14 protein-coding genes are annotated in these 13,442 nt (G+C 47.1%); 12 read left to right on the plus strand and 2 right to left on the minus strand.

What is annotated here, in order from left to right:
* Positions 1 to 20 precede the first annotated feature (20 nt).
* Positions 21 to 131, plus strand: coding sequence for a sporulation protein YjcZ (locus tag BK127_RS44490; protein ID WP_218639010.1), 111 nt, complete (start codon positions 21 to 23; stop codon positions 129 to 131).
* A gap of 121 nt (positions 132 to 252) precedes the next feature.
* Here BK127_RS44490 and BK127_RS09940 read toward each other — a convergent pair whose 3' ends face one another.
* Positions 253 to 1,005 (minus strand): polysaccharide deacetylase family protein, encoded by a 753-nt coding sequence (locus BK127_RS09940; protein ID WP_144026418.1) that lies wholly within the window; start codon positions 1,003 to 1,005, stop codon positions 253 to 255.
* 378 nt (positions 1,006 to 1,383) lie between these two features.
* On the opposite strand from BK127_RS09940, the gene BK127_RS09945 reads away from it, so the two are divergent.
* On the plus strand, positions 1,384 to 2,415 hold the full coding sequence (locus tag BK127_RS09945) for an NADH:flavin oxidoreductase/NADH oxidase (RefSeq protein WP_076229875.1): 1,032 nt from the start codon (positions 1,384 to 1,386) through the stop codon (positions 2,413 to 2,415).
* A gap of 66 nt (positions 2,416 to 2,481) precedes the next feature.
* Here the strand turns inward: BK127_RS09945 and BK127_RS09950 are convergent, their stop codons facing one another.
* Positions 2,482 to 3,207: a sulfite exporter TauE/SafE family protein gene (locus BK127_RS09950; protein ID WP_076229876.1), complete on the minus strand. Its 726-nt coding sequence runs from the start codon at positions 3,205 to 3,207 to the stop codon at positions 2,482 to 2,484.
* Positions 3,208 to 3,442: 235 nt separating this feature from the next.
* Here BK127_RS09950 and BK127_RS09955 point away from each other — a divergent pair, with 235 nt between their 5' ends.
* From BK127_RS09955 to BK127_RS10000, 10 genes are all read left to right on the plus strand, one after another.
* Positions 3,443 to 4,531 carry a copper amine oxidase N-terminal domain-containing protein gene (locus tag BK127_RS09955; protein ID WP_076229877.1) on the plus strand — a complete coding sequence of 363 codons (1,089 nt, stop codon included), beginning with the start codon at positions 3,443 to 3,445 and terminating at the stop codon, positions 4,529 to 4,531.
* Positions 4,532 to 4,775: 244 nt separating this feature from the next.
* Positions 4,776 to 6,548: a serine/threonine protein kinase gene (locus tag BK127_RS09960; protein WP_083689218.1), complete on the plus strand. Its 1,773-nt coding sequence runs from the start codon at positions 4,776 to 4,778 to the stop codon at positions 6,546 to 6,548.
* Positions 6,549 to 6,572: 24 nt separating this feature from the next.
* Positions 6,573 to 7,274 (plus strand): SAF domain-containing protein, encoded by a 702-nt coding sequence (locus BK127_RS09965; RefSeq protein ID WP_076229879.1) that lies wholly within the window; start codon positions 6,573 to 6,575, stop codon positions 7,272 to 7,274.
* A 37-nt stretch (positions 7,275 to 7,311) separates the two neighbouring features.
* Positions 7,312 to 8,607 carry a P-loop NTPase family protein gene (locus BK127_RS09970; protein WP_076229880.1) on the plus strand — a complete coding sequence of 432 codons (1,296 nt, stop codon included), beginning with the start codon at positions 7,312 to 7,314 and terminating at the stop codon, positions 8,605 to 8,607.
* A gap of 3 nt (positions 8,608 to 8,610) precedes the next feature.
* Positions 8,611 to 10,269: an ATPase, T2SS/T4P/T4SS family gene (locus BK127_RS09975; protein WP_076229881.1), complete on the plus strand. Its 1,659-nt coding sequence runs from the start codon at positions 8,611 to 8,613 to the stop codon at positions 10,267 to 10,269.
* A gap of 3 nt (positions 10,270 to 10,272) precedes the next feature.
* Complete coding sequence (locus tag BK127_RS09980; RefSeq protein ID WP_076229882.1) at positions 10,273 to 11,265, plus strand: hypothetical protein; 993 nt, start codon at positions 10,273 to 10,275, stop codon at positions 11,263 to 11,265.
* 62 nt (positions 11,266 to 11,327) lie between these two features.
* Positions 11,328 to 12,215 carry a hypothetical protein gene (locus BK127_RS09985; protein WP_076229883.1) on the plus strand — a complete coding sequence of 296 codons (888 nt, stop codon included), beginning with the start codon at positions 11,328 to 11,330 and terminating at the stop codon, positions 12,213 to 12,215.
* A gap of 23 nt (positions 12,216 to 12,238) precedes the next feature.
* On the plus strand, positions 12,239 to 12,526 hold the full coding sequence (locus BK127_RS09990; protein WP_076229884.1) for a hypothetical protein: 288 nt from the start codon (positions 12,239 to 12,241) through the stop codon (positions 12,524 to 12,526).
* Entirely contained in the window at positions 12,523 to 12,921 is a 399-nt protein-coding gene (locus BK127_RS09995) for a hypothetical protein (RefSeq protein WP_179097432.1), read from the plus strand. Before BK127_RS09990 ends, BK127_RS09995 begins: the two co-directional genes overlap by 4 nt.
* Before the next feature lie 7 nt (positions 12,922 to 12,928).
* The gene (locus BK127_RS10000; RefSeq protein WP_076229886.1) at positions 12,929 to 13,438 is read left to right on the plus strand and encodes a hypothetical protein; all 510 of its coding nucleotides are present in this window, start codon (positions 12,929 to 12,931) and stop codon (positions 13,436 to 13,438) included.
* Positions 13,439 to 13,442: the final 4 nt, after the last annotated feature.

Genomic DNA, 13,442 nt, shown 5'->3' on the forward strand with positions numbered 1-13,442 from the left:
CACATGTTGGCGGTGTAGGTGTGGGAAGTTGTGCAGGTGCATATGGCGGGTTTGGTACATCAACAGGAGAAATTCTGGTTCTGTTCATTTTATTGGTTATCATTACAGGCGCAGGATTTTGGGGCGTATAAGCGATAATAGCAATATTAAATGTCATTTTCATGAAAGCTCAAAAAGTAAAGAAGCACCGCGGCAGCAGGTTACTGGATGCTGACAGGTGCTTTTTCATTGTTCAATCCTAAGGTTTAAAGCTCAATCAATTCCTTTGACGGGACTGGTTTTGCGATATTCGAGCAGCTCGGAAATCGTGACAAAGCGATAGCCACGACTTTTAAGCACGGGCAAAATTCGCCTGAGTGCCTCAATGGTTTGTGTCTTGCCCTCCACATAATCATGAAATAATACAATATCTCCGTTGCGCGAGTTGTTAAGGACCTTGTTGGTGATATGATTAACACCCGGTGTATTCCAGTCCATCGTGTTGATATGCCAGGACCACATTACGACCGTATAGCCTTCCTGTTTGGCTATTTGAATCAGTGGATCGTTATAGTAGCCTCCTGGCGGACGAAATAAGTGCGGCTTTTGCCCAGAGACCCGATGTATAGCTTCTTCGGCCCGCATCAATTGGTCACGCATATTGCTTTCTTTGACTCCGCGGGTGAAATACATATGGGTATAGGTGTGATTCGCCAATTCATGGCCTTCAGCGACTTCCCGCTTAATAAGGTCCTGATAACGTTCAGCTTTTTCACCGATCACAAAAAAAGTAGCTTTAGCTCCATATTGCTGCAAGAGGTCCAGGATCTGTGGTGTATCCTCAGGATCGGGGCCGTCATCAAAGGTCAGCGCGATAATCTTTTCCTCAGTGGGCACCTCCCATACAATCTCACCTCTTTTTTCATAATAAGGACGCCCTTTACTGGGAGCGTTGGATAGCTCATTAATAGATCCGGTCAGCAGCATCGATAGCGACAGCACAATGGGGATGGAGACAGTCCACATGGTAATCAAAGCCTCCTTCGTGTAATAGGACGAAGATAGTTTTCCCATTTCACCGAGTATTAGCCACCGAAGTCAAAAAAGTAATTTACATTTAAAAAACCTTGCTGCTCTTTGTAGTAAAAGGTACGGGCGAGCACAATAATGATGGTTTGCAGTTAGATGTAAAACATTTACTTTATTGGATTCGTCACTAGTGTACATGCTATGCAAAGCTGGATAGTTGAGCAGGGTTCGTGCTTAACACTATACTTTTTATACTATCTTACATAAAAGTGGGTACTTGAATTTGATACTAAAAGCATCAATAATAAAGTAGGCAGAGGTCATTATTGCCTGTAAAAGGTAACACCAAAATAGAAACAGCGGAGAGGGATTACGATGAGAGATCAACTGTTTACGCCCTTTGAGATCAAAGGATTGCAATTAAAGAACCGTGTGGTGATGGCGCCCATGTGTCAATATTCCGTTGATGCCAAGGACGGCAAACCGAATGAGTGGCACTATGTCCACTATCTTAGCCGCGCTATCGGAGGTACGGCGCTTATAATTATGGAAATGACGGACGTTCATCCGGATGGTCGCATAAGTGATAAGGATTTAGGATTGTGGTCTGATGACCAAATTCCGGCCTACTCGCGAATTATTGATGAAGTGCATGCTCATGACGCCAAAATTGGTATCCAGATTGCACATGCCGGTCGTAAAGCTGAAGATGCCGAAGTGCCCGTATCCTCATCTGCGATCAAATACCCAGGATCTAACTATAAAGTACCACGAGCACTTACGACGGATGAAGTTAAAGAGATGGTACAGCTTTTTGCGGACACAGCTCGACGGGCTGTAGAGGCAGGAGTGGACATGATTGAATTACACGGAGCACACGGTTATCTTATCCACCAGTTCCATTCTCCACTTACAAACCAACGCGACGATATTTACGGACAGGATCTGGCTCGGTTCGGCGTGGAAATTATTCAAGCTGTTAAAAAAGTAATACCCGCGGAGATGCCTTTATTTTTCCGTATTTCTGCTGTTGAATATGTGGATGGCGGTTATGATATCGATCATACCCTACAGCTGGCCAAAGCTTACAAAGAGGCTGGTGTAGACGTGTTTCATGTGAGCTCGGGTGGGGAGGGACCAGCAGGCGAAAAAAAACCAGGAAACTACCCGGGCTACCAGATTCCATATGCACGCACTATTCGAGAAGCTCTGGACGTTCCTGTTGTTGCAGTAGGTATGCTGGAGTACCCTGCTCTTGCTCAATCGGTTATTGGCAATGGAGATGCTGATTTGGTTGCAATTGCGCGAGGTCTGCTGCGGGATCCGTATTGGGCCACTCATGCAGCTCTGGAATTAAAAAGTGAGCATGCTCATGTGCCGCAGCCGTACAAACGGGCTTATCTTTAAAAGCGATGAATAGACCAAAGCACGAGCCCAATCTATGGGCCCGTGCTTTTTTTTGGACGAAGTGGTTTAATGGATTGCCGCCCACAGAAGGGAAAGCCCGGAACCTAACAATAAAATGTCTAACACATATTGGAAGGAGATGACACTCATTCGCTGAACAATAGCTTTTGAAGCGAATGTGCCGAGCATCAGAGAAGCGCCGACGATAATTCCGTGTACCATCATTTCTGTGGGCAGTGCGCCAAGCTCCTGGAAGGTCACAACCTTGCTGATATACAGTGCAAGTGAGCTAGCCGCTTCGGTCGAGAGAAATGCACCTTTCATTAATCCGTAAGAGGTGAATGCGGGTACACTGAGAGGCCCGGTAGACAGGACCATTCCGGTCAAAAAGCCAATCAAAGCTCCAGCGACGGCAAGCTGCCATAAGGAAATGTGGAAATTCTTTGCCTTGAGCCAATACCTAACAGGAATCATAAGCAAAAAAAAGATACCAAGCCCTATGTATATAACAGCTGTTGGAAGTTCCCACAATGTTCGCGCACCCACTGCGGCGGCGGGTACACCTGTAATTGAGTAGGCAGCAAAGGCCCGCCAATTGATCTCACGCCACCAGACAACGACTCTGGTCAAGTTAGCCATAACAGCAGCCACTGCCATAATGGGTACTGCTTGCTTAGGACCAAATGCAAATACAAGAACAGGTAATAACATAATGGACGAGCCTGTTCCTATGACGCCACTGACAGCACCGGCTACTAGTCCTACCAGCAATACAAATAAATAATCGCCCAAAAAAACACTCCTAATGAACAATCTTAGAGCTTACATAACACAAATTGATTGTATCAAGAGCTGCTGGACAGGACAAGACATTCGTTTGGTCCCGAATAATTGATAAGTCGCATCAAGTATCTTTGTCACGGCCCTAAGTCCTTTATTTTTCTTATTTATACAAATGTTGGTGATATGATTTTCCGCCATGTTATAATGTAACGCGATAATGTAATTAGAGGAGAGGGAGATCATATTGAAAAGTAAACTTATAAAATCATTCATTTCATATACAACTATTACTTTGACAACTTCATCTTTATTATTAAACATCGCAGCAGCTGCAGATCATCAGGTGAAGCTACCCAAGGTAATCAATGGTGTCATTATCAACGAATCTACACTAGTACCGCTAAGAGATATTTTCGAGAATCTGGGAGCTACTATAGAATGGGATGATTTGACAAAGAAGATCACCGCGACGAAAGATGCTAAAACAATTGTGCTAACAGTTGGAGATATCAAAGCTTATGTTAATGATCAACTGAATACCCTACCCGTAGCCCCTCAAATTATTAATGAAAAGACAATGATACCTGCTCGATTTGTTAGTGAATCACTTGAGGCAAAGGTCGAATGGGATTCCGCAAATCATGTTGTAAACATTAACGACAGTATCCAAGTTGTATTTGGACCCGATGCTCAGACCATTAATAAGTTGCTGTCCGATGCTAATCAATTTTATATAAATATTCTTAAAGAAGATTTTGCCAAGTACAGGATCGATTACAAAAAAGCAGATAAACAAACAATTGCTAAAGCCTATGAAGCCAGAAAAAAAGAGTTTTCAAAATATTTATCGGATAATTTTATAAACGGCAAATTTTCAGAATACTATTCTAATTCATTAAATGAAAGTCATCCTACCAAATTACCTGTTGCTGATCTAATCGAGACTCGGTTAAAAGTTAATCAAGTCAGTGAAAATTCATTACTTGTAGAAGGAATAAGTTTACCTGATATGTTATCTGATGGTGCTTCATTTGAAATTAAATTAATAAAAAAGGATGCAAACTGGCTTATTGAGGGAGTCACATATAAAACTAAAGTTGATGACTTAAAAATTACTGAAAGTGAAGCTACAAAATTTCTGGAAGCAAGATACGCTAGTGATTCTAAAATAACATTTCTTCAAAAAGTTACGATAAAAAATGACCCTTATTTAAATGGTGAATACTATAAATACCAACTCGTTCACATAGCCTCTACTTACACTCAGTATATATACTTTAATACCAAAAATGGAACGGAAAATGTTGTACAAATGGACTCAACATTAGAATAGAGTCAAGTATATTTCTAAACAGTTGATTTAATTTGAAAAATGTGGTATTTTATAGTCAATATTGGAAGTGATGAGCGGAAGAACCGCCTCTCCCATGCTGAAAAGCATGGAAGGGGCGGTTTTTTTTGTATCTAAATATTGTTTAATCCTGATGTTGATTAATTGTAATAGCAGTTTATTGTGTTGGTCGTAGACAAGCGTGTAAGGGGATCACATAGCTCAAATGGGGGTGGTTGAGGTGCAGATGCAGCCGCAGGGCAAACAAATCGGTGATGTAGTCGAAGGGCGATATCGTATCGTAGCCGTGCTGGGAAGCGGGGGAATGTCTACTGTATATTTGGCAGATGATTTGCGATTAACCGGCAAGCGCTGGGCAGTTAAGGAATCCAGACAGAGCAATGGAACTGAATATGAATTTCTCGCGGAAGCAGAAATGCTTGTTAAACTTAACCATCCGAATCTTCCAGATATTGTTGATTATTTTCCAGCTGACTCCAATGGCTGCAGCTATCTGGTGATGGATTACATTGAGGGAGAAACGCTGCTGCAGCGATTTGAACGGTCCGGCAAGCGATTGCCAGTCAATCATGTGATTGACTATGCACTGCAGCTGTGTGATGTGTTCGCGTATTTGCACAGCCACCAGCCTGAGCCGATTATTTACAGAGATGTGAAGCCTGCGAATCTGATGATCGATGCGCAGGAGCGGATACGGCTCATTGATTTCGGTATAGCTCGCAGCTATAAGGCCGGACAAGCTGCCGATACGGTGCGAATTGGCACGATTGGTTTTGCTGCACCTGAGCAATTCGAAGGTCGACAGACCGATGCGCGCACCGATTTGTTCGGATTGGGTGCGCTGCTGTATTACTTGCTGAGCGGCGGTCACTATTATTATGCTGTTCGCAGGCCGCTGAGCGATCACAGCGCCGCGATCTCTGCGAGCTTGTCGGCGCTTGTGGAGAAGCTGCTGCAAGCGGAGCCGCGAGCTCGCTGCCAGAGCGCCGCGGAGGTACGCGACGAGCTGCTGCGAATCCAGCCGCTGCAAACAGCAGCAGGAAACAATGGAGCAGACATGTATGGCGAAATAGACGAGGATGGTGGCCGAGGACGAAATCGAGACGGAGGTCGAGCGGAACAAAGCGGCACAGCCTCAAGGGATAGTGGTGGAAAGGGGCTATCAAAGTCGCCGCCGCGAGTCTTGGTTGTAGCCGGGCTGTACGTGGGTGCTGGCGCAACATTCACGACACTAGCGCTGGCCCGCGCACTGCACGGGCTTGGTGTCAGGCACGCGGTTTTGGAGGTGCAATCGAGGCATCCGGAGCTGTACGCACTACTGTATGGTGAGAAGCATGCTCCCCCCGATTATCGCTGCTATAACGAAGCGGGAGTGGATTTGCGGGAGCAGCAGACAGCTTGGGAGGATGGCAACACGCTGTGGCTGCCAGCGGCACCCCTATCGGGAGCTGAATGGTCCAATGAATCGATAAGTATCGATCGGATACAGCCTACACTAGCAGACGGTAACCGGACAGAGCTGGCGTTCAGCCGACTGCAGCAGTTAATTCTCAAGGAGATAGAGCGGCCGATTATATTGGTCGATATCGGTTCCAATTGGGAGGATGAAACGGCAAACGAGCTGATTAAGCTTGCCTCCGAGTTTGTTTATGTCATGGATCCGATGCTGCATAAGCTGGAATCGGCTGCCGCAAGACGTAATATGAAGCGGCTTAAAGAACTGCAGCGGCTGGGCAAGCCAGTCTGGGGCATCGCCAATAAGGCAGTGAATTCCAGTCATACCGGACAATGGCTGAGTGTATTTCCCGAACCACCGGTTTGTATGCTTCCGGCGATTGATTTTACCAGGATGGCTGAGGCGAGCTGGCTGGGTATACTGGTGCAGGACCGCCCTGGAGTCCGAGCTCAGTTAGAGCGTTCGAGTCAAGACTGGCTTCGCAGCTGGCTGCCTCATACAGGTCCCAAGGGTCTGCTGCACAAGCTGTGGAGGAACGGATAGAAAGGAAATGGAGGACCCGGCAGGATGAATGTTTGGTATAAATGTATGTATTATGTGTTGGTCATCGGTTTGTGCTTGTCTGGACCTGCATTGCTTATCGGTTGGAAGTGGTTCGTGGAACCCAACTGGGGAACAGTTGAAGTGGTCCAGGCTGCCCGTTCTGTCGAACGTGGCTTACGGATAACCGAAGCAGACCTCAAAACGGTCAAGGTAAAAAAAGAGCAGCTTGTTGACGGGGCATTGGTACGTATGCCATCAGCACTTCATCAGGAAACGACACGAGCCGTTCGGCTGAATGAGCAAATCACAGCTGATATGCTGAACACCGCCCATTTGCTGCCTGGTGCTGATGAGTGGAACATGCCGCTTCCGGTGGAATGGATGTTTGGAAAACCGCCCGGCAGCTTGCTGCGTGGTGATCGGGTCTCCTTGCTGCTGGTCCAAAAGGAGGAAAGCAAAAAAGTTGATGACAAGACAGCCAATCAGGAGCTATCACGTGAAAAACTGGACCAGCTGAATGTTTCTTATGAGGAAGAGAAAAAACTTCAGGAAATTGTCGTCAGCTATGCCAAGGGCACCAACAATCAGGAAATCGGAGCATCCGATGACCGTAAGAAGCCAACAGGTATGGTCAGTACAATAGAGCTGATTGTCAATAATGATCAAAAAGAACTGATCCGCAAATACGGTACGAAGGGGTACCGATTCCTGGTCGTTTATCACTAGTATGTAGTATATAAGCTTAAAGGAGGTCTATTAAACATTGAATGCTTATGTGGTTTCAGGCGACAGAAGACTGCTGGAGGCGTTACGAATTTCCGGCGATTATGAGTCGGTATCCAGCGTATCCAAGGATATGGTAGCCGTTCTTCTGATGGGAGAAAGAACGGAAAGCAAGCGGGACTCTCTACTGAAAACAGCTCGAACCCTCGTATCGAATCCTTCTGTACCAGCTCCAGAGACCTCGTTATTGCCTGGAGACGTATGGATTGTAAGCGACGTACTGCTCGATATGCACGAATTGTTCACGCTGCGCAGTTATTATCTGGCGAATCGAATTATTTATTTACTAAGCAACGGTACGGATCCGTTGACCTTAAAAACAACGCAAAGCCTGTGTGCAGCGCAAGGTATTGACTATGTGCTTCCATACCATACTCCTGAGCAGGTAGCGGATGAGACGGGGAAGATATGCCTGATTAAGGCAAGGACTGTCAGTAAGGTCATTACCGCAATCGGCGCGCTTCCGCAGCTGGGTGTCACCTCCAGCTTATTGTCAATCGGAGTTACACTGGCGGCACTATCGGGAGTAAAAGTAGGGATTTTTGGACTAAACGGCTGGAACCCCGGGGATAGTGGATTGATTTATTCGGCCAAATATATGGATGAGCTGTGGGGAAGCTTGCAGGGCAAGCAGCTTCAGGCTGCAGAACTTCAGAGCAAAATGCAGCTGCTGGCACCGAACGTTTATTATTTAGCAGGCAGCCGGGATTTGAAAAAGCTGTATTATTACCAGACGGATGGCGTGTCATGGCTAATCGAGAAGGCGCGGGAGTGCTTTGATCTGGTGCTTCTGGATGCAGGCAGCTATCCTGACCATGCATTGGCAGCACAAAGCATACATGCTTCTGATCTGCTGCTTGTTTATATGAGTCAGAGTCAGCAAGCCAAGGCGCAGTGGCGGCGAATGTGCGAGCATATTTTGCACCCGGTTTTTCAATGGGAGCAGCGCCAATCGATGCTGCTGTTTAATAAAATGATTCGCTCACCCGATATCGAAAATGAAAAACAGCTCTCACGCCAGCTGGAGATGCCATATGTAGGCAGTTTGCCGTATGATCCGTCATTTTATCGCAAAGAAGCAGAGGTTGGCTGGGTCCATCCGCACAATCACGATTACAACAAAGAGCTGGGCAAAATAGCGAAGGCGATGCTGCATTATTATGATTTGCCGCTTGTTCACACGTCTGCTGTAGAAACGGCTAAGCACACGGATTCTGCGGCAGGCTCCTCGAAGGGCTCGTGGTTCCGTTGGATGAAGCCTGTAAAGGAGGCTTAAACATTGGCAAGTCAGTCGCGGTTTCATATTGGACAGTTTCATACGGAGCCTGAGATATGGGAACCGACGTTTTCGTCCTCAGTTGAACACACCTATACGCCTCCCCTATTGATGAGTAGTGGTGGAAAGGTGCTTTTCGAGCAAGCCTGCCACACCTACAAAGAAATTGTCGGTGAACGATTCGCAGGTGCTATGCATCAAGGGCTAGGCAACCGGAATCTGGCAGGAGCACCGGATAGCGATGATGCCGAAGCTTTCGTCGAGCTGGAAAACAAAGCGATTATCGGTGTGCCCGAGACAGTGACTGCCATTATGGAGCAAATTCAATCCCATGTGGACCGCCAGGGTCTGCATCAACTGGAGCTGCCGGATTATTACATGAATCTCAGACGGTTTGCCAAGGAAGAGCAGCGCTGCTATGGCGATGTGACACATGCGATGTTTCATGAAATATACGGCTTTAAGGCACTGGCTTGCTGGCAAACGTATCCTGACAGCTACGCCGCGCAAATTATTGGAACCTCCATCTGGATCCATCATCACGGTCGCCATGAACGGATGCCATTTCAATTTGCCTCCACACAGGAGGTGGATAAAATCATTCGCGCACTCACTCGCCAAAAGGAAGATGCGATCGTCAATCTATACAATACAACCTTGGAGGTGGATTTATATACGGGGGAGCGGGTTACGCTCACGGTGAAGCCCGATGTAAGGCATGATGTGATTACGTTTCGACGGTTTTTGATCGGTAGGGTTACCGTGGAGGACTTGGCAGATACCAAACGCCGCACCATTCCACCGGAAGCTGTTGAGCTGCTGCAGGGCATATCGAAAACCCATTGCAACACAGTAATTATTGGTCCGCCAGGAACGGGTAAATCCACGACACTTAAAGCACTGATAGCGGAGCGGGAAAACCATTACACCGGCGCGATTATCGAAAAGCATTACGAGCTGGCTGCCAGCCGCGATTTTCCCGAAAAAAAGCTGATCGAACGGATCACCCATGAAGGTACCTTTCATCATGCAATGGATCAGATCCTGCGCTTCGACGTCGACTATGCGATTATCGGTGAAGTACGCAGAGTCGAGGCGGAGGGTGCGATGCTCGCATGCGAACGACTGCTCAAGGGCTTTGGCAGCACCTTTCACACATGGAAGCCGGAAACCGTACCCTCACAGTTCGCGAGGCTGCTGTGCAGCTTGAATCCGGGTGTACGTTTTGAGGAGGAAGAAAAGCGTGTGGCCGAAAATATCGATATTCTGATTGTGCAGACGCAGGACACGACTCGAACGCGTAAACGACTCAAAAGTGTTATGGAGCTTCGCTACAATCGCTATACCGGAGAAATTAGCACTCATGAGCTGATGCATTGGAATGAGCGAACGGATACGTGGACGTATCGCAACGATTTGAGTGAGGGCTTGCGTAAGGAAATGCGTGAGGTGCATCCGGAATGGTCCGAACGAACTTTCCAAGCGTTAGCAGCATTGGCAGCGGCATCACCTATTGCTGAGAACGAAGGAATAGTCGTTTATAATCCTGTAGCGGCTAATCCGCTGCACCGAATCAGCGTTTCGATGGAGCAAATGGCTGCTGCGATGTCGAGTAACCCTGTAATATCATCAACAGAGCACTCGACGGATGAGGAGGCTTAGCGCTTGTTTATGTTCCCGATTTTGACGATGGCGCTTCTGTTCATCTTAGCGTGTTTATTTACAATCGGTTTGTATATGGCTCTGAGGCAGCCTCTCCGTTATCTTCGTAAGCTGCTGCTGACAGAGCACCGACACCGACTTAGCATGAAGCAGCTGAAACGTAAGCCTCGAGGCCACAAGCAAGCAGGGCGAATTGCGGCAATATACCGAAGAATACATCGTCAGCTGGAGCTGCTGCTGAAGGCTACGATGAAGGAGCGTTATAACGAATATTCGGTTCAGCGATTTTTACTGTTGGCTGTATCGAGCTCCTTGTCTGCCGGGATGGTTTCCTACGTAATGGCTTTCGATATTCGTTTCAGTCTGTTCATTGCCGTTGTCGCGTTTGCAGTACTGATCATCTATCAACGGCTGAAGCTGCGCAGCCAACAAATCCAAAGCGGCTATGATCTTGCAGAAACGATAGGTATTTTGACCAGTAAATACAAGGTTACCCGCGGTAATATGCGTATGGCGCTGCAGCTGGCTTGTCAGGAAATGTCGTCCAGTGCGATCCGCAGTCATTTTATGAACCTGATCAGGGAGGAGCTTAATTATGTGGACTCGCGCGAAATGGAGAAGGCGGTTGAAGAATTTATCTACAGTATTCAAACATCCTTTGCCAAGCAGCTTGGCTTAACAATGCTGAAAGGGCTGCTGCGTAACGAAAATGTGGAGAGCACGCTCATGGCGATTGATAAAAATATTCACAAACAGATCGATATGCTGCGCGATGAGGGGGATTCCAGCTCTGAGGTGCTGCAGCTGAGCTGGCTTCATGTGCTTTTGTTCCCGTTGCTTTTGCTAATGATGGTCATATTTATGGGCTACACGAGCACGGTACACTATCAATTAGGAACGGAGCAAGGGCGTTTTTGGCTGACGGTTACAGTTTGCTTCATTATTGGCTCGCTGCTTCTGGCAACCTGGTTTCGGCGTCCGCCCAATGATTATTAGAAGGTTGGTATCAGCTTCAGCATATTATTTAGCCCACAAGGAGGTCGAAGGTTTTCTTTCAGATGCACCATGATCTATATGCTGTCGGCGGAGGACTTCTTGGCATCCTGATTTGCCTGATTTACATGCTTGCTGCTTATCTGATACATCGCCGTTTGCGGACCCCCCTGTCCATTAAATATATGTCCCGCCTGCAATATATACGATTGAAAACCTGGCTGGATCATCCAGAGCTGGATCAACGTCTGGAGCGCACGGGGTATCCGTTGGGGATGAATGCGCTAAAAATCCAGTCCGTCCGTTATGGTGTCGCGCTGCTATGGTTGATCAACAGCTTATATGACATCTCATTCAATTGGGGTGTTCAATCCTTGCCTGCACTCTTGCTTCAGCTGTGGGGACCGGTTGTGATGCTGCTTGCGACCAACACGAGGGCTTCGCTGCTCACTTACTTTCTGGCCAAATGGAAGGAGATTGACGACGGGGAAAAAAACCGCGAGCTGTTTATGATTTACAGCATGATCGCTGACGAGCTTAAAGGGGTTGGTCGCCGCAGGCTGAATCTGCATACGATGCTGACCAAGCTGCGCGATTATACGGTAAGAATCAAACCTGCCTTGAATAAAGGGCTGCGGTTATTTGATGAAGGGGCGTCCGCTGCACTGCATGCGATTGGCGAGGATATCGGAACCAAGGAGGCCAAGGAGCTGTGCAAGCTGCTCGCAGATCTGGAAATGACGCCGCCTGAGGATATTTCTGCCTTGGTGGAGGCGAGGGAAGAGAGTTATACCCAGATGCTGCGCGAGAATCGGCGGCGAAGACGCAAGTTTTTTGGGAGCTTGGCTTATGCGGCGGCGTTTAGCCCGCTGTTGATTTATTTGTGGAATGCGTTAAACATCGCCCAGCAGTATGTAACGGATTTGGCACGCAGCACGAATCATTTTGGTTGAATCATAGAAGGAGTGGATAAATAATGAAACCGGCCTTGGAAAAGTTTTTACTCATTGCAGCTACATTGGCTGCCATCGGATTGTTCATTTTTGTGGCAATGTGGAGCTCGATTAAGGATAAAAAGACGCAAATGGACGATTTATTCAATAATACTAACGTTCCGAGCTCATTCATGTACACACCTGCATTAGCTCAGGGAGGTATTCGTGAAGACATCCATCGCAGCCTGTACGCAGACATGGAACGCAGAACGAATACACCATCCTTACATCCTGCTTTTGCGATACCATCTGACTCCATACCAGCATGAAAGCCGCTTTGGTGGAGATGCTGAGTGTTTATATTTTGCTGCTGCTGCTATTTCAGCCGATTTTGCATGATATATATTCAACTCGGGCCAATGCAGTAGAAATGGTGCTTGACAGTGCCATTCAAAAAGCAGCTAATGCAGATAACGGTCGATTTACTCCGGAAATTATCGATGAGATGCGGTATACGCTGGAGCATACCTTTTTGCTGGATGGTGTGGATATCCGATTTACGGGAACGACGACACTCACACCGAGGGGCGAATATATTGAGGGCACACTTTCTGTAAAAAGTACACCACGATGGCTGTTTCACAGCATGTTTGGCAGTCATGACCGCGAACCTCCACAAATTGTCCGTTATGCCAAACAGATGAGCGAGGCGATGATACGGTGATTAATAGATGAATCGAGCGCTGCTGCTGCTGTTTGTGGTGTTGATGTTTTTGTATACGACGGGGTTTGAAGCAGACAGGTTTGTTACGACGACTACACATAACCGGTTAAAATTCACTTTGAATCGTGGCGCTCATGATGCGGCCCTGCAGGTAAATAAGGATTGGCTCGCTGAAGGTCTGGTAGTGTTTGAGCGTCCATTGGCACATGCCGCATTTGAGGCAGGGCTTCGCGGAAATTTACAGCTGCGTCCGGATGGAACACCTTATGAAGGAAGTCTGCTGTCGGCTGCGCCTGTTATCGTATTTGAGGATTATGTGGACGATTTGTCCCCGGGAGTGGTGTTTCCTTACAGCTATGTGAGGGAAAGCGAGCATATTGTTCAGGTTCTGAAAGGGCCGGCTGTGATCTACAGGGTGAAGGTGAAAATGCCGCGCAACAGTTCACTTTCTTATGAAGGAGATGTATATAAAACGGTAATTTATGAATATCCATTGGATTTCAAGTCAAGCCAGTAAAAGG

The sequence above is a fragment of the Paenibacillus sp. FSL H7-0331 genome, from assembly GCF_001956045.1.

Excerpts from the sequence above, each read along its gene's own strand:
- BK127_RS09965 (WP_076229879.1), top strand. The coding sequence starts at position 6,573 with ATGAATGTTTGGTATAAATGTATGTATTATGTGTTGGTCATCGGTTTG.
- BK127_RS09995 (WP_179097432.1), top strand. The coding sequence starts at position 12,523 with ATGAAAGCCGCTTTGGTGGAGATGCTGAGTGTTTATATTTTGCTGCTG.
- BK127_RS09990 (WP_076229884.1), top strand. The coding sequence starts at position 12,239 with ATGAAACCGGCCTTGGAAAAGTTTTTACTCATTGCAGCTACATTGGCT.
- BK127_RS09940 (WP_144026418.1), bottom strand. The coding sequence starts at position 1,005 with ATGTGGACTGTCTCCATCCCCATTGTGCTGTCGCTATCGATGCTGCTG.
- BK127_RS09960 (WP_083689218.1), top strand. The coding sequence starts at position 4,776 with ATGCAGCCGCAGGGCAAACAAATCGGTGATGTAGTCGAAGGGCGATAT.
- BK127_RS09985 (WP_076229883.1), top strand. The coding sequence starts at position 11,328 with ATGCACCATGATCTATATGCTGTCGGCGGAGGACTTCTTGGCATCCTG.
- BK127_RS10000 (WP_076229886.1), top strand. The coding sequence starts at position 12,929 with ATGAATCGAGCGCTGCTGCTGCTGTTTGTGGTGTTGATGTTTTTGTAT.
- BK127_RS09945 (WP_076229875.1), top strand. The coding sequence starts at position 1,384 with ATGAGAGATCAACTGTTTACGCCCTTTGAGATCAAAGGATTGCAATTA.